The organism is Streptomyces sp. NPDC041129 (assembly GCF_055592265.1).
In genome coordinates, this window is record NZ_JBVIYV010000011.1 from 248,346 (window position 1) to 272,239 (window position 23,894).

Here is a 23,894-nt window from a genome sequence, read left to right on the forward strand (position 1 = left end):
CCCGCCTCACCGCACGACTTTCGCCCAGACCACCTTGCCGGTGTCCGTCCAGCGCACCCCCCAGCGGCTGGTCAGCCCGTGCACGACGTGCAGGCCACGACCGCCGTCGTCGAGGAGACCGCCCCGGCTCAGCCGCGGCCTGCCGTTGCCGGTGTCGCCCACCTCGCACAGCAGACCGTGACCGGTCCTGATCAGCCGCACCGTGACCGGACCGGTGGCGAAGAGCACCGCGTTCGTGACCAGCTCGCTGACCAGCAGCAGCACGTTGTCCCGTGTGTTGTCCCGGGTATGCCACCGTCGCAGCAGCGCGGAGACCAGCGCGCGGGCACGGGCGGGCGCGTCGTAGCGGGCGGGCAGCCGCCAGGTCGCGGTGTCCTCCTTGCGGTAGCCGATCATGCGTGCGAGCAGCAGGGTCACGTCGTCGCGCTGACGCGCGGGCGCCAGCGTGGAGACGACGCGCCGTGCGGCCTGCTGCAGGGTGTCCCACGGGTGCACCGTGGACACGGCGTCCGCCAGCGTGGCGATGCCCTCGTCGATCGACACGGCGGGATCCTCCACCAGGCCGTCGGTGTACAGGGCGAGCAGGGAGCCCGGGGGAGCGCCGAACGTGTGCACGTGGAACGGCTCCCGCAGCGCGAACTCGGCGCCCAGACCGGGATGGGGGCGGACCGCGAGCGGGCCCGCCTGCCCGTCCGGGGACACCAGGATCGGGGGAAGGTGACCGGCGCTGGACAGCGTCACGTGGTGGCTGACCGGGTCGTAGAGAGCGATGCAGCAGGTCGAACCGAGGGCGCTGTAGCCGGCCGCCAGCCCGGCTTCCGAGTCGTCCAGCAGCGTCACCGTCTCGTCCAGGTGCTCCAGCACCTCGTCGGGCGCCAGCCCCGCGGACAGCAGCGCGCGGGCCTCCATGCTCAGCTGGCCCATGGTCGCCGCGGCTCCCAGGCCGTGCCCGACGACGTCACCGACCACCAGCGCGGTACGGCCGTCCGGCAGCGGAAAGCTGTTCACCCAGTCGCCGCCCACACCCGCGCTGTCAGGGGTGGCGGGCTGGTAGACGCTGGCGATCTCGATGGTGTCGCCGCCGGTCCGGGGCAGCAGCCTGCGCTGCAGTGCCAGCACCTGGGTGTGCTCGCGCTGGTGCTGACGGGCCAGGTCGACGTGATGGGCGGTCCTGGCCACCAGTTCCTGCAGGTCGATCAGCTCGCTGTCGCGGAACGGGCAGTCCGCCCGCCGCCAGACCTCCGCCACGCCCAGCACGACGGGCGGCGTGCCGTCCAGGACCAGCGGTATGCACGCCACACCCGCTGACCGGTCGCCGGGCACCAGGGCACGCATCGCCCGCGGAGTGCCGAGTACCCGCTCGACCGCCTCGCGGTCGGGCATGACGATGGCCTGCGGGGTGTCGTCGCGCCGTACCGCCTGCGCCAGCAGGCGACTCGCGTCGCTGGGAAGATCGTCGCCCGGAGTCACGTAGCCCTCGGGCCATACCCGGTCCGGCACCAGCGCCGCCCGCCGCAGTCGGATGCGTCCCCGCGCCTGCTCGCTGACTCCCTCGCCCGTCCACACGGCGAAGTCGAGGTCGACGGCGGCCACGTCTCCCCAGGCCAGCAGGGACTCCGCCAGCGACTGCGCGGTCTCGCCGATGTCCAGCGAGGTGCCGATCGCGGTCTCGGCGGCGTAGAGGTGCAGCCTCGTGGCCATGGCGATCACGGAGACGGTCAGGCCCTCCTGGGGCACCGCGGCGGGCAGGATGCTCAGTGATACCACCAGCTCCGAACCGTCACGGCGCCGCAGGCGCTGGATCCGGGCGACGTGCGCCTCATCGGTTTCCAGTACCTGCCGCAACCGCCGGGTGACGGTCGGTACGTCCCCGGCGGGCAGGAGATCGACGAAGGGACTGCCGGCCGCGGCCTCCAGACCCGCGAAGACGGGAGCGTCCAGATTGCAGCGGGTGATCCTCAGCTCCCTGTCCAGGTTGATCGCGCCGAGAATCTGATCCTGCGGGCCCTCCGCCGCGTCCTCGGGCACGCGCCGGCCGGCGGCGCGGTCACCCGGCGCGTCGGCGGGACCGGTCGGCGCCGCACGTCCGCCGCGCGGGATGTAGCGCCCAAGAGCGCTGCTGACCAGTTCGAACGGCGAAGAGGACGAAGGGGACGGTGTGGAGTCCATGCGGCTCTCTCAGCAATCCCCGGCGAGGCGCCGGGGCCGTACGCGGACCCGTGCGACGGGCCCCGAGATCCCTGATCGCACACCTCATTGAATAACACCGGGAGTCGCTTCGCCCACATCAGATCGCTTTGTGCCGGTGATGGGGTGTGTGGCGGTTGGTGGGGCTGGGTAATCGAACCCACCGGAGTCGCTGATTCCGCTTTGGGGATCCGCTGCCAGAGCCAGACGATGCTGGAGGACAGACCGTGAGCAAGCAGATACGGCGTTGTGCCGTCACGGGCGTTTCCGCTGTAGCCGCCGTGGGCGCACTCGTCGCCGTGGGCGGTCCCGCGAGCGCGACGCGGGCGCCGCAGGCGTCGCCTGCATCCGCCCAGGCGGTGCCCGCCGAGCATCACCCGTCGCGGCCGTCCGCCGGACACCGGCAGATCGACCCCTGGGTCGCGGGCCAGATCGCACAGTTCGACCCCGAGGCCGCCCGGCGGCTCGCGATCTACGACCCCTGGGTCAAGGACCAGCTGGCGCAGTTCACCACTCACGGGAAGTGACCAGGAGGCCGGCGTAGCCGGCGCCCAGCGAGCCGTAGATGGTGTCCAGGGAGCCACTGAGGTCCAGGTAGAGGCTCAGCAGCCAGGTCAGCGTCATCCACAGCACCAGGTGGACGGCCGCGCCGGCGCCCCGCTCGAACTACCGTTGCTCCCCATGACAGCCACGGGGACGGACATCACAGAGGACCTGATCCGGGATCTGCTGCGCGAGCAGCACCCCGACCTGGCGGATCGCCCGCTGAAGCTGGGAGCGCTCGGCTGGGACAACCAGGTGTGGCGGCTCGGTGACGACCTCGCCGTCCGCGTGCCCTGGGCGACGCTGTCCGCGGACGCGCTGTTGCGCAAGGAACACGCCTGGCTACCCCTCCTCGCCCCGCACCTCCCTCTCCCGATTCCCGTTCCGCAGCGCCTCGGTGAGCCCTCCGAACGCTTCCCGCGGCCCTGGCTCGTCACCACCTGGGTTGCGGGTGAGCCCGCCGACCGCGCCCCCGCGACGCGCCCCGCGGAGGCGGCCGTCACCCTGGCCGACTTCCTGACCGCTCTCCACCGCCCCGCCCCCGGCGGCGCGCCGGCGGGCCGGGACCGTGGTGGCCCGCTGGCCGACACCGCCGGACAGTTCACCCAAGCGCTCGCCTCGGCCACCGAACTGGGGCTGATCCGCGACCCTGAAGCCGTCCGCGCGGTGTGGCAGGACGCGGCCGCCGCGCCCGAATGGGCGGGCCCACGCCTCTGGCTCCACGGCGACCTGCACCCTGCCAACATCGTGACCGCGAACGGCGATTTCTCCGGCGTGATCGACTTCGGCGACCTCTTCGCCGGCGACCCGGCCTGCGACCTGGCCGCCGCCTGGATCCTGCTGCCGGACGGCGCCGCCGACCTCTTCCACGAGACCTACCGGCCGAGCCCTGACACCGCGACCCTGCGCCGCGCCCGTGGCTGGGCGGTGCTGCGCGCCCTCGCCGGCATCCACATCGGACACGCCGGCGCCCACGGCCGCCCCGGAGGCAAACCGACCTGGGGGCCGCCCGCGCACACCGCGCTCGACCGCCTCACCGCAACGATCCACCGGTGATCGGGTATCCCGGCTGGACCGCACCGGTTCCTGCCCAAGTCTGGTCGCATGTCAGCCGGTTCGTACCCCCGATCTTGTCCATGCTTTGACAACTCGTTCCCTGGACGTTCAACCGGCCGACCCCGTCCAAGCTGTGTGCCGTCCGTAAGGTCCCTGAGCGTTGCGGAAGAAGGGACTCATGGACGCACTCCTCGCAGTCCGGGCTCGCGGGATCACCAAGTATTTCGGCGACGTGGTCGCGCTCGACGGTGTCGACCTGGATGTGACGCAGGGCCAGATCCACGGCCTGGCAGGACCGAACGGCGCCGGCAAGACGACTCTGCTGGGCCTCCTGCTGGGGCTGGCCGCCGCCGACAGCGGCCGCCTCGAGATTCTGGGCACGCCGGTCGGGCGGGCGCTCACCGCCCCCGACGGGGTCGCCGGCTTCGTGGACGGCCCCGGCCTCTACCCCTCGCTCACCGCCCGGCAGAACCTCGCCACGCTGGCCGCCCTCCGCGGGAACGGCGCGCGGACGAAGGAGATCGATGACGCGCTCGACCAGGTCGGCCTCACCGATGTCGCCGACGACCGAGTGCGCGGTTTCTCCCTGGGCATGCGGCAGCGGCTCGGTCTCGCCGCCGCCCTGCTCACCCGGCCCCGGCTGCTCGTGCTCGACGAACCCGCCAACGGCCTCGACCCCGCCGGCAAGAGACATGTGCACGGTGTCCTCACCCGGCTCGCGGCGGACGGAACCAGCGTCGTCCTCTCGAGCCACCGTATGGACGACCTAGAGGCGCTGTGCTCCGAGGTGACGATCATCGCCACCGGACGGCTCGTCTTCTCCGGACCGCTGGACAAACTGGCCGCCGAGAAACGCGAACTCGACTACCGGCTGGTGACCTCCGACCCCGAGGCCGCCCGCCGCCTGGCCGCCGACACGGAGGGGATTCACATCGTCGACGACGCCACCACGCGGTACGGCGCCGAAGTCCTGGTCGTACGCGCGCTGGTGCCGGCCCTCGACGAACTGGTGGCGGGACTCGTGCGGGCCGGCGTCGCGCCGCGCGAGCTCACCCCCGTGGTGTCGCCGCTCGAAGCGGCGTTCCTCGCCCTGACCGAGCAGCACCCGCAGGAGCCGGGCCGATGACCGCGACTCTCCACTCTGGCAACGATGTCCGGCCCAGCCCGGTGCCGCTGCTGCGCGGATACCGGTTCGAACTGGTCAAACTGGTCTCGCAGTGGCGGACGCGCCTGCTGGTCCTCGCCTGCTGGATCACGCCGGCGCTCTTCGTGGCGGCGGTGAGCCGGCAGAGCACGCTCCCCGTCGACACCCTCTTCGGCCGCTGGATGCACGCCACGGGCTGGGCCGGGCCACTGGTGGTGCTCGGATTCGCGGGCACCTGGGCGCTGCCGCTGCTGACCTCGGTGGTGGCCGGAGACGTGTTCGCCGCCGAGGACCGCCTGGGCACCTGGCGCCACCTGCTCGTGGCGGTCCGGTCCCCGCGACGGATCTTCGCGGCGAAGGCACTGGCAGCCCTCACCGTCATCCTGCTGCTGGTGGCCGGGCTCGCCTGTTCCAGCGCGGCCGGCGGAGCCGTGGCCGTCGGCAACCAGCCGCTCGTGGGCCTCGACGGCCACCTGCTGACACCGGCGGACGCCGCCGGCCAGGTCCTGCTCGCCTGGATCTGCGTGCTCGCCCCGACGTTGGCCCTCGCCGCGATCGGACTGCTCGGCTCCGTCACCCTCGGCCGGTCCCCGATGGGACTCCTGCTGCCCGCCCTGTTCGCGCTCGCCACGCAACTCGCCCAGATGCTGCCGCTGCCCGTCGCCGTGCGCCTCTCCCTGCCCGGCTACGCCTTCATCGCCTGGAACGGCCTGTTCACCAGCCCGGCAGAGCTCGAGCCGCTGCTGATCGGGATCGCGGTCAGCCTCGTCTGGGCCGTGATCGCCACGGCACTGGCCTACCTGCTCTTCCTACGCCGCGACTTCACCAATGCCGCCTACGACGGCTCGGGACGCCGTGCCGTGACCGCCGGGGTGCTGCCGCTGGCCGGGCTGGCCGCCGCGACGGTGCTGATCGTCGCCACGACGACCTCGGCCACCGGCTCCGGGATCGACCAGGCAGAGGTGCAGCGCTCCCTCGCCACGGAGTTCGCCCACCTCTACCGCCTGCAGACCGGGCAACTGCACCGTCCCGACGTCACCGAGGCGCGGCTGAGGGCGACCGCGACGTGCGACAAGGGCAGCGTCAGGGTCGCCGCCGAGGGGCCGGGCAACGACTGGCGCTGTGTCGTCTCGTGGCATCTGCCCGGCGTCGAGGCCACCGGCTCGGCCGTCTACCAGCTCGACGTCACCGCGGACGGGCGGTTCGTCGCCGACGGCGACGGACCGAAGGAAGTGAACGGCTACTTCCTGGTGCGCACCCCGGCCGGGGACGCACCGAACCCGCTCTGGCAGTTCGACGGCAACGTCGGTCTGCTGTCCACCTCGAAGGGATGAACCCATGCAGGTAACACGCCACCGCAGGCGTGTCCAGACGAACGGTGTCGCTCTCCTCGGCAGACGCGTCGGCCGCCGGACCCTGCTGACCGCCGGCATCACCGCTGTCGCCGTCACCGCCGCGGGCACCGCGTTCGCCCAGACGCACCAGTTCGGCACCGACCAGGTCGGCCGGCTCACCCACCGGGGCCAGGTCGTCTCCAGCGACCAGTACATCGCGCCGTACGGCGAACGCCTCGTCATCGACAACGGCAAGATCATGTCGTCCTCGGTGAGCCCGGACGGCACCCACCTCGCCGCCTCCGTCACCGACGGCGGTGCCGCACTGTCGATCGTGGACCTGAAGAAGTGGACGGTGCAGCAACTCGTCGGCACCGCCGCCTCGTCCAGCCCGCGCGTCAGCAGCAACGAGGTCGGCCAGGAAGGCCCCACCTACTCGCCCGACGGCTCGCATCTGTGGCTCGGCCAGACCGACGGCTACACCAGGTTCACCGTGAACCCGGACGGCAGCGTCGCCGACCCGACGACCGTGAAGCTCCCGGCGGACGGAGCCAAGCACGCGCTGGTGGGGGAGGCGGTGTTCTCGCCCGACGGCTCCACCGTGTACTGCGCGGTCAACGGCCAGAACCGGGTCGTCGCCCTCGACGCGGCGACCGGGGCCGTCCGCCGGAGCTGGTCCGTCGGCAACGCCCCCCGCGACCTGGTCCGGGTCGGCGACAAGCTCTACGTGAGCAACGAGGGCGGGCGCCCGGCCGAACCCGGCGACCCCACGCTCAACTCCTACGGTACCCAGGTACCGGCCGACCCCAGGACGGGTGCCACCACCACCGGCACGGTCGGCGTCATCGACCTGGCGCACCCGGACGCCGCCCCCACGAGCATCGACGTCGGCCTGCACCCCACCGCCCTGTACGCCAAGCGCGGTGCGCTGTTCGTCACCAACACCGCCACCAACGACGTGTCGGTCATCGACACCCGCCGCGACAAGGTCGTGCAGACCATCGCGACCCAGCCCTGGCCCGAGGCCTCGGTGGGCTACGAGCCCGACGCGGTGACGCTCACCGACGACGGCCACCTGCTGGTGACGCTCGGCCGCGCCAACGCGGTCGCCGTCTACCGGTACAGAACCCCGCAGGAGCCGGTCAGCTACGTCGGCCTGCTCCCGACGGACTACTTCCCCGCGGAGATCGCCACCGTCGGCGACCAGGTGCTCGTCTCCAACACGCGCGGTGTCGACGCCCGCCGTCCCACCAGCGCCGCCGGCCACGCCACCCACGACACGACGTCGAGCCTGACGCGGCTCGAGCTGCCCGACGACATCGTCATCCGGTCCCAGACGCCCAAGGTCTTCCAGCAGAACGGCTGGAGCCGCGGCTCGGTGAAGCTCGCCAGGGGCAAGGGCCACGAGAAGCCGGTGCCGGTCCCGCAGCGGCTCGGCGACCCCTCGACGATCAAGCACGTGTTCCTGATAGTCAAGGAGAACCGGACCTACGACCAGCTCTTCGGCGACGTCCCGAAGGGCAACGGCGACCCGTCGCTGGCACAGTTCGGTGAGAACGTGACCCCGAACCAGCACGCTCTCGCCGAGCAGTTCGGGCTGTACGACAACACCTACGACATCGGCACGAACTCCGCCGAGGGCCACAACTGGCTGATGCAGGCCGACAATCCGGAGTACACGGAGTCCTCGGCCGGTGCGTACAAGCGCAGTTACGACACCGAGGACGACGCTCTCGGCCACCAGCGAACCGGGTTCATCTGGTCCGGCGCCCAGGCGGCGGGGAAGAGCGTGCGGGACTTCGGCGAGTTCCAGCAGTTCCTGTCGAAGCCGGCGGACGCGAGCTGGCAGAACCTGTACTGCGACGCCAAGAACATGGACACGACCGGGCAGGACACCGCGTACACCCTGAACTCGTCCTCGCCGATCCCGTCGCTCAACGACGTGTCCGTGCACGGCTTCGCGAAGTTCGACACCAGTGTCCCGGACATCTACCGGCACCAGATCTGGAAGCGGGACTTCGAGAAGAACGGGCCGGCGAACCTCAACATGTTCTGGCTCTCCAGCGACCACACCGGTGGCCCGGCCAACGCGGCCGCCCAGGTCGCCGACAACGACCTCGCCACCGGCCGGATCGTCGACGAGATCTCGCACAGCCGGTACTGGAAGGACTCGGCCGTCTTCGTCGTCGAGGACGACTCCCAGGCCGGCCTCGACCACGTCGACGGTCACCGCGCCCCGGTGCAGATCATCAGCCCCTGGGCCCGGCACGGCACCGTCGACAGCCACTACTACTCCCAGATCACGGTGATCCGGACCATCGAGCAGATCCTCGGGATCCACCCGATGAACCAGAAGGACAGCGCGGCCACCCCGATGCGGGGGGCCTTCACCGAGAAGGCGGACCTCACGCCGTTCACCGCGCTGCCCAACCGGACCTCGCTGACCGGCGGCCTGAAGACCCCGCCCGCCTGCGGCGTGGACACACCCGCACCGCAGGACCCCGCGGCGGCGCCCGCGCCGTCGGCCAAGGTCCCCGCGGACAAGCGGTCACTCGCCGCGAAGTGGGACCGCTGGAAGTCGAAGCAGCGCCTGACCGGACCCAACGCGGTGCCCGACTACGCCAACCCCGCGCAGATGAACCACTTCACCTGGTACGAGACGCACAACTGGCAGAAGCCGTACCCCGGCGAGGCCAGGATCTTCGAGCCGGACGACGTACCGGGCGCCTACATCCCGTCATCGGAGTCCGACGGCTGACGCGCACGCCTGGCACGAAGGGGCCCTGCCCGGCGACGACGCCGCGCAGGGCCCCTTCGTGCCACATGGCGGAGAGGGCAGGATTCGAACCTGCGTGGGCCTCCGAGGAGGCCCGACCGTGAGGCGAGCTCGCTGGTCCCCGATCAACCACTCCGGGCACCTCTCCCTGTTCCCGGCCCCGGTCTGCCCCGCTGCCGTTCACATGACTGAGACTGACAGCAGCCCCTGACATGGACCTGACGCCTCCCTGACGGAGCCCTTCGGCGAGCCTGATCGCCCGCCGGACCGACCATCGGTGGCGCGGCCCCGGCAGGCCGCGAGCCGGGTTCAGGTCACATGCCCGACGCCGACCGGCGGGTGCGCAACTTGTCGAAGAGACGCTGGGCCTGGGCTCGGCGGCGTGGATCGGCCGCGGTGCGGCGTGCTTGTTCGATGGTGCGCCGACCCTGCGGACTTTGTGCGAACTGCTTGAGTCGCTGGAGAACGCCTGGCATGTCACTCCTTTCGCCGTGGGTGCCTGGCTTCGGCCCGGCCCCGTGAAGTTCGACTACCCGGTCATCGGCCGTTCAGCCTGGTCGAGCCGAGGAGGGCGGTCGCGCCCTGTCGCGTGGAGTGGCTGGCCGGGATTCCGCTGTGTCCGACCGGGTGGGGAGCTGTCCAGGTGGAGGTGGGCCACCACCTGCTTGCCGGTCTCCAGTGCGACCGTGTGCAACTGCGCGCACAGCCGGGTCACCAGGCGCAGGCCATGGCCGCCGATGCGGCGGGCGTCAGGCTCTCGCAGCTCGGGCCGGAGGGGGGAGCTGTCGCGGACGGTGATCCGCAGCAGGGCGGCGTCGGGTACGACCTCCAGCTCCAGCCCACCGGGGCCGGGCGCGTGACGGTGCGCGTTGGTGACGAGCTCGCTGACCACCAGCTGGGCGTCCTGGCACGCCCGATCTTCCGGGGAATGTCCTGCCTGGGCCAGCAGGGTGCGCACGGCTTGACGAGCGTCGGCTATCGGCGGTTGAACCTTGTCCCAGGCGGTGCTGTACCGCAGGGACCCTGCCGGTTCTCGTCCATCCGGCGCCTGATTCCTAAGCGGGATGACCATGAGTATTCCTGTGGGGGGTCCTTGCCTTCTGACCACGTGATCTCTTTGTCGTGCAGTGTCGCGTACCCGCTGCCGTCATTCTCATGAGCATTCCGCTGTCCGCTGGTGGCCGTCGCCTCGCTTCGCCGGCGCCTCGCACCAGGCGCCGGCTGCCGGAACAGCCATTTCCCGCGTATCGGCACATGGCTGTTCCTGGACGTGTGGAGCGTCATGCGCATGGGGCAGCACACGACGGACAGGGCGGCTGCTCGGGGTGCTAGTCCCTGGGCGGCTTGACGGTGATGTCGAGGTAGAAGGCGTCGATGCTGCGGACCGCCGCTTCGAACTCCTCGAGATTGACGGGCTTCGTCACGTAGGCATTGGCGTGGTGGTGGTAAGCACCGGTGACGTCGTCGGGAGCCGCGGACGTGGTCAGCACGACCACCGGAATGGTCCGCAGGTCGGCGTCCTCCTTCACCACGGCGAGGAATTCGCGGCCGTTCATCCGCGGCATATTGAGGTCGAGGACGATGAGGTCCGGGCGTTCGTTGTCCGGGTCGCGCAGGTATTCCAGGGCTGCCATACCGTCGGAGACCTGGGTGAGGTTGCGGGTACCGCGCTCGGCGAGCGCGTCCTGGATGAGCATGGCATCGGCGACGTCGTCTTCGACCAGCAGGACGTCGTAGGGGCGGGTAGCGGCGGCGGCCATGTGTCACAAGCTCCGGGGTTCGGGGGAGGAAGGGGTGGGTGTGCTGTTGGTGATGAGACCGGGCCAGCGGCGACGGGCCCCTTGCCGGCTCATGCTCATGGCCTGGCCGATCTCGGGGTAGCCCGCCCCGCTCGCCGCCGCCGCATGTGCCGCCTGGTCCTCCAGACGTCTGACGGCCTGCTTGACACCGCGCAGCACACTCAATCGCGCGAGGGCATGCCGACGGCCGTCACCGGCCGTGTCCAAGAGATCTGCGGGTGGATGGATGACGTCTTGGGCAAGTCGCAGAGTGAGCTCGTCCACCACCTGCGCCACCAGCGCGGCCGTCTCCCCGGACAAGGGCGGAGTGGGTGCGGGACCAGGCATGACGCCCACTCTACGGTGATGTTCCCGACAGGGACAACATGCGTTGTCGAGGCCTGGGTACAGTGTGGTTGCCACAAGGCAACAGCGGCCCACTCGTCGAGGAAAAGATGCAGACCGCCATAGAAACCGAGTCGTCCGACAGCGGCGTGCTCTCCGGCTGGACGACGCGGCGCTGGCTGCGTACCGGCGTCGCCACCACCCTGGCGGTCCTGGCGGTCCTGGGTTCACTGGGGGGCTGGGCGATGTGGCGTACATCGCAGATCACCTCCGAGCTGGTCGACCGGCGCTCGCCCGCCCTGATCGAGGCCATGAGGTTGGAGCAGGCCCTGGTCAACCAGGAGACCGGGATCCGCGGATACGGCCTCTCCGGCCGTTCCGATTTCCTCCAGCCCTACGCCCAGGGCGTGACCGCCGAGAAGGCGGCCCTGCGCCGGCTGCGACCGCTGGCCAAGGACGAGCGGGCGGCCGCCGACCTGGCCGAGGTCGAGCGGCTCGCCGGCACCTGGCAACGGCGCATCGCCCGCCCCATCTCGCAGGCCTCGGCCGGCGAAGCCGTGAAACTCGCCACGCAGCGTGTGGCGGGGGGCAAAACCGACTTCGACGCGCTGCGGCGTTCCATGGCGCGTCAGCAGGACCATCTGCAGAGCGAGCGGGAGGCGGCCGCGAGGACGCTGAGGCGAGCGGAGACGCTGCGGAACTGGGTGTTCGCCGTCATCGCCCTCGTCATCGCCCTGGTGACGGTCCTCATATTCGAGGGACTGCGCCGCGGCGTGACCGGTCCGCTCACCCGGATCGGCTCGGCGGCCCGTGAGGTGGCGCAGGGCCGATTCGACCGATCCCTCGTCGGCACCGGACCCGCCGACCTGCGGCAGCTGGCCCTCGACGCGGAGGCGATGCGGCGACGGCTGGTGGAGGAACTGAAATTCAGTGAGGAGGCGCGCAGGCTGCTGGACGATCAGGCCGAGGACCTGAAGCGTTCCAACACGGAACTGGAGCAGTTCGCCTACGTGGCTTCGCACGACCTGCAGGAGCCGCTGCGCAAGGTGTCCAGTTTCACCCAGCTCCTCCAGCGTCGTTACGGCGGTCAACTGGACGCGAAGGCCGACCAGTACATCGCCTTCGCCGTCGACGGCGCCAACCGTATGCAGACGCTCATCAACGACCTCTTGGCCTTCTCCCGGGTCGGCCGGGTTCACAACGACCACCAGACCGTCGATCTGGAATCCGTCATGAGCAAGGTCCTGGACGACCTGAGCGTGACCATCGAGGAGACGAGCGCCGAGGTCACCCACGACCCGCTCCCGACCGTCGTCGGGGACGCCACCCAATTGGGCATGCTCTGGCGGAACCTGCTCTCGAACGCCATCAAGTTCCGCAGTCCCGACCGGCCGCCTCGCGTCCAGGTCGGCGCGGTGTGCGAGGCGGGCGTGTGGACGTTCTCGGTGACCGACAACGGGATCGGCATCGCGCCCGAGTTCCACGAGAAGGTCTTCGTCCTCTTCCAGCGCCTGCACACCAAGGACGCCTACCCGGGCACCGGCATCGGCCTGGCGATGTGCAAGAAGGTCGTGGAGTTCCACGGCGGCACCATCAGCATCGACGCCGACCACACGACGGGTACCCGCGTCGTCTTCACCCTGCCCGCCACCGCAGCCTCGTCCGCGGCCCCGCAGGGAGGGGTGCAGCCGTGACCGATCCAGCCGCCGCCCGCGACGTGCGGTACGCCATCCTGCTCGTGGAGGACGACGACGGCGACGCCCTCCTCGTCGAGGAACTCCTCCACGACACCGACCTGCCGCATTCCCTCACGCGCTGCCGTACGGCCGCCGAGGCACGCGCCGCACTGGCCTCGGACGCCGTGGACTGCGTTCTCCTGGATCTGCACCTGCCTGACGCGTCCGGACTGGAGTCGGTCCAGGCGATCCAGTCGAACACCCACGCCGCGATCATCGTTCTGACGGGACTGGACGAACCCCGCGCGGGTGTCGACGCCCTCGCCGCCGGCGCCCAGGACTACCTGATCAAGGGCAAGGTCGAACCCGACCTGATGCAGCGTGCCCTGCGCTACGCCGTCCAGCGAAAGCAGGCCGAGCGCGCCAACGCCGCACTGCAGATCGGCCGCCTGCGCGCCGAGGAGAACGCACGCCTCGAACGCGGTCTGCTTCCCGAGCCCCTCCTGTCGTCCTCCACCGTCACCGCTTCCAGCCGCTACTACCCCGGCCGGGCCCAGGCCCTGCTGGGAGGAGACTTCCTGGACGTCGTCCAGACCGACGACGGACACATCCACGCCGTCATCGGAGACGTCAGCGGCCACGGTCCCGACGCGGCGGCACTGGGTGTCTGCCTTCGTATCGCCTGGCGGGCCCTCATCCTCGGCGGACACCGCGACCAGCATCTGCTCCATCTGCTGGAGCAGATCCACATCGCCGAACGTGCCGGCAGCGACCTGTTCACCACCTGCACCCTCATCACCCTCAATCCGGAGGCGGCCACCGTCACCCTCCATCTGGCCGGCCACCACGAACCCCTCCTCGTCACCGACGAGGGGGCACGGGTCGTGACCGCTGCCCACGGGGTCGCCCTGGGGATTGTTCCCGGGCTGGGCAAGTGGCCCTCCACCACCATCGACCTGCCCGCCCGCGGCGCGCTCGTCGCCTACACGGACGGCCTCATCGAAGGCTTCGCCGACGACAACTCCGCCCGGCTCGGCGTCGAGGGCCTGCTGGACATCATCGGCACCATCCACACGCCGGACCCCGGCTCCCACCTGGACCAGCTCATCGCCCGCAGCCGCACGCTCAACGCCGACCGGCACACCGACGACCTCGCCGTCCTGCGCCTGGACTGGAACAACACCCACACCGGCCGCACTCCCAGCGAGTGGCGCACAGTGCCGTAGTCCTCAGGACCGGCAGAGCCGGGCGCGGCCCGCCCGGGTCAGGCCGTGAGGGCTTCGCGGAGGCTGGTGCAGCAGGGGACGAGGGTGTCGATGCCGACGATCTGCAAGGTGCGCAGCACGTACGCCGAGGCGTTCGCCAGACGCAGCCAGCCGTCCCCCGCGGTGAGGTCGCGGTGGGCGGCGAGCAGGACGTTGATGCCGCTGGAGTCGATGAAGGTCACCCGCCCCATGTCGACGATCACGCGGGGCCGCTCGCCGAGACCACCGGGATCCAGGGCCTGGACGAGGCGGCCGACGCTGCCGTGGTCGATCTCGCCGGTCGCGGTCACCACGGTGACGCCGTCGGTGGTGGTGGACACCACCTCCAGCAACTCGGGCTCGTGCGGGTTCTGGGAGTCGGTCTCCACCACGGCGTTCCTCAGCATCCTCGAGATCAGATCGACCGGACATGGCTCTCCGGGATAGTGCCCGGCGGCGGCCCTGGCATATCCCCCCGATTGCGGCCCGGCAGCTACGAGGCGGCGTCCGCGTGTGACCCACCCCGACATATGCCGCGTAGCGCACGGTGTGATGTCCCGGCCTACCCGGGTACCTGGCCTGAGTACGAGGCATTGGCCGCGAGCGGACGGAACGGACCTTGTCTGGTGAGGACAGCATGACGCTCCACGACGACGGCCTTCCACGGGTCGCGGCAGCCCTGGACGGCCGGAGCCCCTGCATCGCCGAGGCCCGCCGCGTGGCCGCCGGCTTCCTGGCCCGGATGCGCGCCGAATACCGGACCCCTGTCTCCCAGCGGGCCGTGGAGCTGACGCAGCTCGTGGTGAGCGAGCTGGTCACCAATGCCCGCAAGTACGCCTCCGGGCCGATCCTGCTGGACCTGCGCATCGACGACGGTCTGGTGGAGGTACAGGTGTGGGACTCCGATCCCGTGCTGCCGGTGGTACGGGCCGCCGACGCGAGCCGGGTGGGGCAGCACGGCCTCGAGATCGTGAAAGCCGTCTGTCAGAGCGTCGAAGCGGTGCGGGAATCGGTGGGAAAACGCATGACCGTTCGCCTGGCCCTCACGGACCCCCACGGGTGACCGTTCCGCGCGCCGTCGGCAGGTGAGGGATCACCCCCAGCAGCACCGGCGAACCCGGACGCCCTCGAGACGGCGGCCGGGCCGCGCTGCCCTAGCGCCCCCTGTGCTCGCCGCGTGCCTGCTTGAAGGCATCGGAAATGGTTTCCGCGGCGCCGGAGAGGGCTCCCTTGGCCGCGCCCTGGGCGCCGGACTCCGTGAGCTTTCCCTTGAGCTCGGTGAGCCCGGCCGGCTTGCGCGGCCCCGATTCCAGGTCGAGGCGGTTGCACGCTTCCGCGAAGCGCAGGTAGGTGTCGACGCTCGCGACCACGATCCGTATGTCGATCTTGAGTATCTCGATACCGACAAGGGAGACCCGTACGAACGCGTCGATCACCAGTCCGCGGTCGAGAATGAGTTCCAGAACGTCGTACAGGCCACTGGAACCGCCCCCGCCGCCCCTCTGCTGTGTCGCCACGGTCATCGCGACCAACCCCTCATCGTCCGGTTTCGGCATGGTCTCGTCCGCAGAGCCCGTCAGCGAACGCGATGACACGCCGACCTTCGCCGCCTCCCGGGCTTCAACGTGCGGTTGCCCCCACCGCCTGTGACAAAACACCAAGATCACGTCACGAGCTGTCGGAGTGCCCGGACTGCGCCACCCGTCCGTCCGGGACGTCAGGCCATGGCTCGGCCTGCAGCGGCGACCAGTTCGTCGGTCGCCGCGATCGCGGACTCGCGGCGGGCGGCCAGTGCGGTGTGATCGGTGGCGTCGCGGAGGGCGAACGCGGCCAGGGCAGCCTGACGAGCAGGCCCGGCAAGGGACTGTTCGAGGACGGACACCGCGACCAGTGGGCCGGTCACCGCCGAGCGCGTGACACGGGAGGCCGCGCGGGCCGCCTCGACGGCTTCCTCGCTCGCCCCGTCCAGGCGCAGGACTTCGCGGCGCCACATGGCCCGCCGATGGTCGCCCAGCGAGGCCACCAATTCGCCCAGCGCCCTGCGCAGCGCTTCCGTCCTCTGGTCCGCACGGGCGGCGCTCTGGGCGATCCGCGCACTCTTGATCTGGAGCAGCCCGGTCAGAGCGCCCCCGAGCAGTGTGCCGGCCACGGCAATGATGCTGGGCCACAATCGCGAAGTCCCCTTTGAACAGCGGTACCGAGGAGGGTCGGAGTCAGCCGTTCCCGATTCAACACGGTGATCCGAAGGTGTGCGGGCGGGTGACAGCAGCGCCGCCACCCGCCCCCACAGGTCGTCAGGAACGAGACGAACGGACATCCATGACGTCCTTGACGGATCTCTCGTCGAGGAAATCGACGATGTGGCCGAACACGTCCAGGGCGGCCCCGCGGCCGATGAAAGGATCGACGTGGCCGTAGCCCGGAACTTCGACGTACCGAAGGTCGAGGTCCGGATAACGGCTCGACAGGATGTCGTAGCAGAGCTCGTTCGAATCGTGGAAGGTCTTGTTGTCACTGCCGGAGAGCAGCAGGAGGGGGCAGTCGATGCGGTCGGCGTTGTCCAGGGCGTTCTCCGGCAGTTGGCCGTGCCCCCGGTCGCCCGTGTTCCACGGCATCGCCGTGTGCGCCAGTTCCATGCGCCGCAGGTGCGGGCCAATCCAGGTGGGCGCGGAACCGAACAGTTCGGCAAGCCGACTGTGGGTCGTCTCGTGCAGGTTCTCGTGGACGTAGAGTGATGCGCCGGTACCCCAGGCGGAGTTGTGCAGGATATGGCAGGTGGGGTCGTCACAGTGGCCGGCCGAGAGGGAAGCCAGCGCGAACATCGGCGTGTAACGCGAGCGGAAGCCCACCTTGGTGAAGTCGACCGGGAGGTGAGTCCAGCGGGAGCGGCCCCACTCGCCGCCGAGGTGGCCGAGCAGCCGGGACCGCCCGGAATACTTCGGCGTCATGAAGACGCCCTGCGCCACCACTCCGGCGAGGCCCGGCACCAGGCCGGCCGTCATGCTCAACGACAGTGACAGCGCTCCGAGACAGTGGGCGACCACGAACAGCTGGCGCCCGCCGATCCGGTCGCGGATGTACGACACCGCGTCCGGGATGTCATAGAGCGCCACGTCGTCGAAGGTGTAGCGGACGCGGCCCTCGTTGTACGGCAGGCGGCAACTGCCCCGCCAGTCCAGCAGCCACGGTTCGTAGCCCGCACTGAGCAGGACGTCCACGAGGTTGCGGGTCTCGGGCAGTACGAACATGTCGGCCGAAGCCGTGAGGCCGTGCAGGAGCAGGACCGCGGGACGGTCGGTGCCGTGCCGATCTGCGGGGGTGTTGGCGGTCACCCGGCACAGGCCGAGTTCCGTGCCGTCGGACGCGTGGAACGGGATCTGCTCGACGGTGACGCGATCCATCGGGGCGAAGAGCGGTCGTGGTGTCATCGAAGGTGCTTCCTGTCCTTTTCCCACTTCGTGAGTTTGGCCTGGTACCGGTCCTTGTCGCGGTCGATCGCGTCCGGGCGCAGGTCGAGCAGTTCGGCGCCGGCGCGCAGGGTGGGCTCCAGCAGGCCCTGGCCCAACTGCGTGCTGAACCAGCCCAGCCAGGTGAACTTGGCGATCCGCTGCTCCCGCATCGACAGCTCGGGATTGACCCGGATACCGTCTATCTGCTCCCGCTTGTAGGACTTCTTGGGCACCTTCATCGTTCCGGCCAGGCTCGCCGGCTCGCCCTCGCGACCGGCCCGGATGGTGAGGGTGCGCGCCTGCTGCATGTAGTCGAAGCGAGCCCGGGCCGTCTTCCAGCCCTCCAGCCACCAGCCGTTTCCGTCGGCGTCGCGCAGGGCCAGGCGGTAACGCAGCAGGGGGTGGTCCAGGCTGTGGCGGTGAGGCACTCCCTCATGGGGGCGCACCCAGATCTCGCCGTCGTCCACGGTCAGCGGATCCGCGTGCAGCAAGGGACAGGAAACCGTGCCGCGTACGTCGATGGTGCGGTGCTGCACCAGTTGGTACATGCTGGCGATCGACAGGGTCAGCGCGAAGGTGCAGCGAGTGTCGGGCTTGGCGTCGACCGGGCCCACCTTGCCGCGCATCGTCTCCCGGAACCACAGATACGGCGGGTCGTCACGGCTCGGCAGGATCACCAGGCCGTCCCGGGCCATACGCTCGTAGCTCTTCAGCCGGGCCTGTGCGTCGACGCGGGCAGGCGGCGGCAGTTTGTGCCGGGCGACGAACGCCTCGGTCCGGTCCCCTGTCGCCATCGGGGCCGTGACGCTCGCCTCGACGATCTTCTGGCCGGCGGGGTTGCGCAGCACCCGTGCCATGAACTCCAGTTCGGGGACCGGATCGGTCTCACAGCGGTCCAGGAAGTCCTTGAGCCAGACATCCCACGGCATCACCCGAACGTTCAGCCCACCGAGTTCCTGATCGCGGACCATCTCGGTGAGAGTGTCCGGCCGTCCGGTGAGGTGGTAGTTCTGGCCCCAGCCGCTCGGCTCGCAGATCACCGCGGTCGCGACACGGCTCACCCAGTCCACCGGAGCGGAGTTCGAATAGTTGATCTTGGGTGCGACGCGGTAGCGGGAGATGGCGGAGAACAGACCCGTGTTGATGTCGTGCGGGTTGTACGCGCCGGTACGGGTGTGGCCGACGATGCCGCCGGGGCGCAGGAACGTCGCCTTCAGCCCGCGGTCGCGGGCGCGCCTGAGCGCTGCCTCGGCCGCCCACTTCGACTTGTCGTAGCCCGCCGCCAGCCGGTCCACGTGTGCCACCGGATCGTCCTCGCCCATCGAGGCGATACCGATCTCGTTGAACACGGCGATCGACGAGATGTGGTGCAGCGGTTTGGGCCGGCCGGTCATCGCGAGTTCGGCGAGGGACAGCACGCCGAGGACATTGGTCCGGCGCAGCGACGGGTAGCCGCGCAGGAAGTCCACGGCCGCTGCCACGCTGACGACCGAGTCGAGTTCGTCGGCCAGCAGGTACCACTGTTCGTCCGTCAGACCGAGGCGGGGCCGGCGCAGGTCGCCGGGCAGGACCGTGACCCGTCGCCGGATCTCGGCCGACCAGGGGAGGGAGAAACTGGCGAGACCCTCGGCCAGGCGCCGTTCCGCGTCCTGCACGCTGTCCCCGCGCACCAGGCAGACGACGTGTGCGTCGCTGTGCCGCAGCAGGTCGAGCAGCATGTGGCCACCCAGGAAGCCGTTGGCACCGGTCATCAGGACGCGGCGGGGCGGGACCGGTTCCGGGTCGCCACACCAGGGAAGCAGGTCAGCACGCGCGAGGTCGGCCGTGATGAGGGCGAGGTCCTCGGCACGGTCGTCGAGCGCGGGGAGCGTCTCGTCCGGCGCGACGGGCTCGGCCGGCACCAGGTCGGTGCCCGGCGATGCCGTCGTGGGGGCGGACGGCGCGGAGGCCACCGGAAGCTCGAGGGCTTTGGCGGTCGCCGGCGCCTCGGGCAGTGTGTGTCTCGCCGGACCGCCCAGCCAGCGTTGAGCGAGGCGCCGGGGCCGGGCGTCGGCGAAGACGTCGTCCAGACTGAGCCTGACGTTGAGGTCACGGTCGAGTACGGCGACGAGTCGAACGGCGTCCACCGACGTGGCCCCGGCGTCGAAGAGATCGGTCTCGGTGTCGATCTCCTTGCCGCCCAGCAGCGTGGCCGCCTTCGAGACGATGGCCTTGGCGAGTTGTTCGAGACCCCAGGCCGGTGCGCCGTCGGCCGGGGCCACGGGGCCGTTCGCGCTGTCCGTCGGCTGTGGCGGCGGGGCGGGCGGCTGAAATCGCGCCAGCAGACCGGCGATCGCCGCGGACCCGCGCGCACCGCCTTCGAGAAGCTCCCCCTCGTGCTGCCGGTCCAACTCGTGATTGCGGGCCGGTGCGTCGCCGCCGGCATCTGGGCTGGGTGTCATGCGGTTGCCTCCACGGTGTCGTCGGTTGTGGTGTCCCACGAGCGGAAGTCTCGGAGCCGGTCCGCGGGGACCAGCGCCTCCAGGCGCGGAGCCTCCGGGTCCCCGCCGGCCAGGGCGGCCACCAGCCGCCGTACGGGGACATTGCGGGGGGTGTGCTCGGCGACCATGCGTACGGCCGTGCAGCCCAAGGCCTCGGCCCGGTCCGCCAGCCAGCCGAGAACCCGTTCCTCGGCACCGCGGCCGAGCACCCGGCAGCTCATCATCCAGCCCAGGACCTCGAGCGTCCCGCCGTCGGGACGGATCACGAGGACGGCGATCTGCCCGTAGTCGCCGAACCTGTCCCGCGCCCGCACGGTCCACACCTCGCCGTCCTGCTGCCGGCGTGCCAGCTCCGCCTCGTCCACTGGCGAGGGCCGGAGATTGAACTGGTTGGTGCGCCGGGCCAGTTGGACGGAACGTTCCATCGTGTCGGCGCCGAGCAGCTGGAAGTCCATCTCCAGGTTCAGCCGCTCCAGGAACTCGGCGAAGGTGGTACGGGAACGTGCTTCCTCGCGCACCTTGTCCTGCCGGTAGAAGTCCGCCCGCGCGGCGTCCTCCTGTGTCGCCGCGCGCGGGGTGACCGGCCAGATCCTGGTCAGGAAGTCCGGCAGGCCTTCTCCGGGCGGGCAGGTCACGCAGAGCACCTCCGGCAGAGCCGCCCTCATCCTGGCGATCTCGGCCGGGTTGTCGTCGAGGAACATGAACGTGTCCAGGCCGAGGCCGAGTTCCTCCGCGACCGCCTTGAGGCGTACGGGCTTCGGGGCCCAGCCGGCGGAGATCACTTGGAAGTGCTCGGCCCGGAGCGGACTGTCGGGCCGGTCGAGTACGGCTCGTACGGTGGCCTCGTCGTTGTTGGAGACCAGCACCAGAAGTACACCGGCGGCACGCCACTGCAGCAGCCGGCGGGCGAGCTGGGCGCGGCCCCCCAAGAGGCCGACGTGCTCCGGCCCGTTCTCCCCGGCGATGCCGTCCCAGAGAGTCTCGTCGCCGTCCACCGCGATCACCTTGGGCGGGGTGCGGAGGGAGGCGCGCACCAGTTCGGCGAGGGCCAGGGCCACCGCGGCCTGGAACTCCGTCCGGAACGGCAGGTGCGCCAGCGCGTCCGTCTCGGCGTCGAACGGGTCGGTGAAACCATCGCCGCTGAAGCTCTCCGGGCCCAGGACCGCGATGCCGGCCTGATCCCGGAGCCGGGACCTCACCTGCTCCTCCCAGTTCCGCAGCCTCTCCTCTGTCGAGTGGGCGGGAAGAAGGCCGACGATCACCGGCCTCCCCGTGCGTTCGGCCAACGAGCGCAGGGCCGCCGGATACTCCTCGCCCAGCTCGGTCAGCAACTCGTCGCTGATTTCCCCGTAACGCCCCAGGTCGGCGGCGCGCAGCAGCACAAGGGCCGCCGCGGCCGACGGATCGGAGAGAACGCCGCACGGGTCGTGCAGGGCGGCCAGAACCTGGTGGTACGGAGCTTCGGCGACGGCGAGTCCGGCCTCCTCGAGAGCGAGGCCGAGCAGCGCGGAGAGGTCGCCCAGAGCGAAGGTGGCTGTCAGAGCGACGGATCGGGGTGCCGACGAGCGCGACGGGGGGATGGGCAACGGCTCCGGCGTGAGCGCCGCCGTTTCGGCTTCCCTCGCCGACGCGACCACTGGCTCCGCTGTCCGGAGCACCGGAAGAGCGCCGACGGTGTCCGTGTCCGCTCGGCCGATCACCTCGGCGATCAGGGCGAGGAAGTCCCGGCCGAACCGGGCACAGCTCGAGCTGTCGAGGATGTCCAGGTTGTAGTCGAGCCGCATATGACCCAGATCCGGTGACACACTGATCATCAGATCGAGGTCGGAGTGCCCGGTGCCCGCGGGGAGCATCTCCAGCCCGGGCAGTTTCAGGCCGCGCGGCGGAAGGTAGTTGAAGTAGACCTCGACCAGCGGCGCGTTCTCGCGGTACAGCCCCTCCGCCACCAGCGTGGACATGGTGTCCGAGAAGGAGATGCCCTTTTCGAGATGCACGCCCAGCCGGTCGTCGGTCCGGCGCAGCACGTCGGCCACCGGTTCGCCCGGGGAGGCCTCGGCGGGGAACGGTATCGGGACGCCGAAGAACCCGACCGCGTCGAGCGCTTCCGCGTGCATCCGGGTGTCCACCGGAACCGCCAGCACGAACCGGCTGCGCTCCCGCAGCCGGGCGAGGAACATGGTCAGCGTGCCCAGCCAGAAGGCGGCCGGGGTGATCCCGAGCCGTCGGGCCTCGACGCCGACCCGCTCCGAGAGCCCGTCGGGGACCTCCACGAGCTCGGTCGCCGCACGGTACGACCGTTCCGCGGGACGGGCCTTCGCGAGAGTCAGATCCAGCCTGCGGATCCCGGAGAACCACTCGCGCGGCTGCGCCGCCGAGGCCTCCCGGCCGTCCGTCTCCTGCCGCGCCGGCTGAGCCCGCATCAGGCCGTCGATGTCGGCCAAGGAGGAAGCGGACGACAGATGCTCACCCGTGAGGTCCGCGCCGATCTCCGCCGCCACCAGCGCGAGCGAGGACAGATCGGACACCGCGTGGTGCGCACCGTAGAGCAGTACCTGCTTCCCCGACGGGTAGTCCAGCAGCTCGAACCGCCACAGCGGTGCCGTGGCAAGCTCGAACGGTGCCTCCAGCAGCTCGCGCAGCCGCCGGTCCGGGTCCGTGTCCTCGTCGACGGTCGACCAGCGCAGCAAGGATCCAGGCAGGCTCCTCGCCACTGCCAGTTGGAGGCCGTGCTCGGGGTCCGCGACGATCGCCGTCCGCAGGGCCGCGTGACGGGCGGCGAGACTGCCCAGTACGTCGATCAGCCGTTCCCGGCCGACCGGAGTGGCGAGCCGCACGGCGGAGCCGATGTTGTGGGTGGCTCCCGGGGTGCCCAGCTGCTCCGTGCGCAGCATCCGTATGACGTCACGGGTCGCCGGCCACCGTACGGTTCCGCCGGCGCCCGGTACGACGAGCGGCTCCGAGCCTTCCCGGCGTGTGTCCCTCCCGGACTCGAGCGGTGCCCCGGCCTCCGCACCGGTCCGGCCGTCCAGGATCGCGTCCACGACGTCCATGACACTCGCCCCGCCGAGCAGGGTCGCCACCGGCAGTTCCTGCCCGAAGTCGGCCTCCACCAGACCTCGGGTGCGCATGGCCGTCACCGAGTCGATACCGAGCTTGGAGAGCGGGGCCGAGACGTCCAGATGGTCGGTGTCGAAGCCCAGCAGTTCCGCGACATGGTGCCGTACCCGGTCCATCACCTGCGCCCGGGTGCCCGCATCCCCGGACAGGGGGACGCCGGCCCGGGCTCCGGCCACGGCGCGCCCCGTGTCGGTGGGCGCGGCGAGCTCGCGAGGCGGGGTGGACGGCGCGGTCTGGGCCGCGAGGGCCTCCACGGACAGCCGGGGCGCCCGGCCGACCCAGTAGCTGCCCGCTTCGAGCGCGGTCGGCGGGAGCGGCGCCATGCGGCGCGGCCCGGCGTGGAGGCCGTGCCACGGTACCCGCACACCACGCACCCACAGCTCGGCCAGTTGCTCCAGGACGTGGTCCTCGACGAGTCCGGCGAGGAAGGAGTCCCCCCGGGCGCCGGCCAGGACAGCGGTCATCGGTCCGGCGTCCTCGTCGGCGTTGCCGCGGTGCGAGCTCGCGCCGCCGCCCGCCGTGGCGGCCACGCCGTCGACGAGGTGCTGTTCGAGGGCGCGCGCGAGCTGCTCGCGGTCGGCGGCGACCAGGGCGAGCCGCTCGGGCAGATGCTCCCGGCAGAGCTGGGAGGTGTAGGCGATGTCGGCCAGGCTCGCCGTGCCGTCGCGTTCGAGGAAGTCGTGCAGGCGGCCCACGGCCGTGCGCAGCAGCTCGGGGGTGCGGGCGGAGACCAGGACGACCTGCGGTGCCGGGTCCGCCGCGACG

Annotated in this window: 17 protein-coding genes and 1 pseudogene; 8 read left to right on the forward strand and 10 right to left on the reverse strand. The window is 70.7% G+C overall.

The window, feature by feature from the left end; translation table 11 throughout:
- Positions 1-6: 6 nt before the first annotated feature.
- Positions 7-2,169, reverse strand: coding sequence for an ATP-binding SpoIIE family protein phosphatase (locus ACZ6B1_RS30005; RefSeq protein ID WP_468783459.1), 2,163 nt, complete (start codon positions 2,167-2,169; stop codon positions 7-9).
- Positions 2,170-2,414: 245 nt separating this feature from the next.
- On the opposite strand from ACZ6B1_RS30005, the gene ACZ6B1_RS30010 reads away from it, so the two are divergent.
- From ACZ6B1_RS30010 to ACZ6B1_RS30030, 5 genes are all read left to right on the forward strand, one after another.
- Entirely contained in the window at positions 2,415-2,714 is a 300-nt protein-coding gene (locus tag ACZ6B1_RS30010; RefSeq protein ID WP_468783461.1) for a hypothetical protein, read from the forward strand.
- A gap of 154 nt (positions 2,715-2,868) precedes the next feature.
- Entirely contained in the window at positions 2,869-3,786 is a 918-nt protein-coding gene (locus tag ACZ6B1_RS30015; protein ID WP_468783463.1) for an aminoglycoside phosphotransferase family protein, read from the forward strand.
- Positions 3,787-3,964: 178 nt separating this feature from the next.
- The gene (locus ACZ6B1_RS30020) at positions 3,965-4,912 is read left to right on the forward strand and encodes an ABC transporter ATP-binding protein (RefSeq protein WP_468783464.1); all 948 of its coding nucleotides are present in this window, start codon (positions 3,965-3,967) and stop codon (positions 4,910-4,912) included.
- Positions 4,909-6,264, forward strand: coding sequence for an ABC transporter permease (locus tag ACZ6B1_RS30025; protein WP_468783466.1), 1,356 nt, complete (start codon positions 4,909-4,911; stop codon positions 6,262-6,264). The genes ACZ6B1_RS30020 and ACZ6B1_RS30025 overlap by 4 nt, the downstream gene beginning before the upstream one ends.
- 4 nt (positions 6,265-6,268) lie before the next feature.
- Positions 6,269-9,022, forward strand: coding sequence for an alkaline phosphatase family protein (locus tag ACZ6B1_RS30030; RefSeq protein ID WP_468783468.1), 2,754 nt, complete (start codon positions 6,269-6,271; stop codon positions 9,020-9,022).
- Positions 9,023-9,088: 66 nt separating this feature from the next.
- Here the strand turns inward: ACZ6B1_RS30030 and ACZ6B1_RS30035 are convergent.
- The 3 genes and pseudogenes from ACZ6B1_RS30035 to ACZ6B1_RS30045 form a co-directional block, all read right to left on the reverse strand.
- A pseudogene (locus tag ACZ6B1_RS30035) lies at positions 9,089-9,188 on the reverse strand.
- Positions 9,189-9,569: 381 nt separating this feature from the next.
- Complete coding sequence (locus tag ACZ6B1_RS30040; RefSeq protein WP_468783470.1) at positions 9,570-10,112, reverse strand: ATP-binding protein; 543 nt, start codon at positions 10,110-10,112, stop codon at positions 9,570-9,572.
- A gap of 256 nt (positions 10,113-10,368) precedes the next feature.
- Positions 10,369-10,800 (reverse strand): response regulator, encoded by a 432-nt coding sequence (locus ACZ6B1_RS30045; RefSeq protein ID WP_468783472.1) that lies wholly within the window; start codon positions 10,798-10,800, stop codon positions 10,369-10,371.
- Between the two features lie 473 nt (positions 10,801-11,273).
- Here ACZ6B1_RS30045 and ACZ6B1_RS30050 point away from each other — a divergent pair, with 473 nt between their 5' ends.
- Both ACZ6B1_RS30050 and ACZ6B1_RS30055 read left to right on the forward strand, forming a co-directional pair.
- Complete coding sequence (locus ACZ6B1_RS30050) at positions 11,274-12,857, forward strand: sensor histidine kinase (RefSeq protein ID WP_468783473.1); 1,584 nt, start codon at positions 11,274-11,276, stop codon at positions 12,855-12,857.
- Positions 12,854-14,065, forward strand: a complete 1,212-nt coding sequence (locus ACZ6B1_RS30055) for a PP2C family protein-serine/threonine phosphatase (protein ID WP_468783475.1) — start codon at positions 12,854-12,856, stop codon at positions 14,063-14,065. Before ACZ6B1_RS30050 ends, ACZ6B1_RS30055 begins: the two co-directional genes overlap by 4 nt.
- Positions 14,066-14,103: 38 nt before the next feature.
- Here ACZ6B1_RS30055 and ACZ6B1_RS30060 read toward each other — a convergent pair whose 3' ends face one another.
- Positions 14,104-14,490 (reverse strand): STAS domain-containing protein, encoded by a 387-nt coding sequence (locus ACZ6B1_RS30060; RefSeq protein WP_468783477.1) that lies wholly within the window; start codon positions 14,488-14,490, stop codon positions 14,104-14,106.
- Between the two features lie 230 nt (positions 14,491-14,720).
- Here ACZ6B1_RS30060 and ACZ6B1_RS30065 point away from each other — a divergent pair, with 230 nt between their 5' ends.
- Positions 14,721-15,146, forward strand: a complete 426-nt coding sequence (locus tag ACZ6B1_RS30065; RefSeq protein ID WP_468783479.1) for an ATP-binding protein — start codon at positions 14,721-14,723, stop codon at positions 15,144-15,146.
- A 91-nt stretch (positions 15,147-15,237) separates the two neighbouring features.
- Here the strand turns inward: ACZ6B1_RS30065 and ACZ6B1_RS30070 are convergent, their stop codons facing one another.
- The 5 genes from ACZ6B1_RS30070 to ACZ6B1_RS30090 all read right to left on the reverse strand — a co-directional run.
- The gene (locus ACZ6B1_RS30070; protein WP_468783510.1) at positions 15,238-15,606 is read right to left on the reverse strand and encodes a gas vesicle structural protein GvpA; all 369 of its coding nucleotides are present in this window, start codon (positions 15,604-15,606) and stop codon (positions 15,238-15,240) included.
- Between the two features lie 194 nt (positions 15,607-15,800).
- Positions 15,801-16,232, reverse strand: coding sequence for a protein kilB (locus ACZ6B1_RS30075; protein ID WP_468783481.1), 432 nt, complete (start codon positions 16,230-16,232; stop codon positions 15,801-15,803).
- A gap of 145 nt (positions 16,233-16,377) precedes the next feature.
- Positions 16,378-17,511 carry an alpha/beta fold hydrolase gene (locus tag ACZ6B1_RS30080; protein ID WP_468783483.1) on the reverse strand — a complete coding sequence of 378 codons (1,134 nt, stop codon included), beginning with the start codon at positions 17,509-17,511 and terminating at the stop codon, positions 16,378-16,380.
- Positions 17,508-19,973: a thioester reductase domain-containing protein gene (locus ACZ6B1_RS30085; protein ID WP_468783485.1), complete on the reverse strand. Its 2,466-nt coding sequence runs from the start codon at positions 19,971-19,973 to the stop codon at positions 17,508-17,510. The genes ACZ6B1_RS30080 and ACZ6B1_RS30085 overlap by 4 nt, the downstream gene beginning before the upstream one ends.
- Positions 19,970-23,894, reverse strand: a 3,925-nt coding sequence (locus tag ACZ6B1_RS30090) for an HAD-IIIC family phosphatase (protein WP_468783486.1), incomplete at its 5' end; no start/stop codon positions are given. The genes ACZ6B1_RS30090 and ACZ6B1_RS30085, both read right to left, overlap by 4 nt.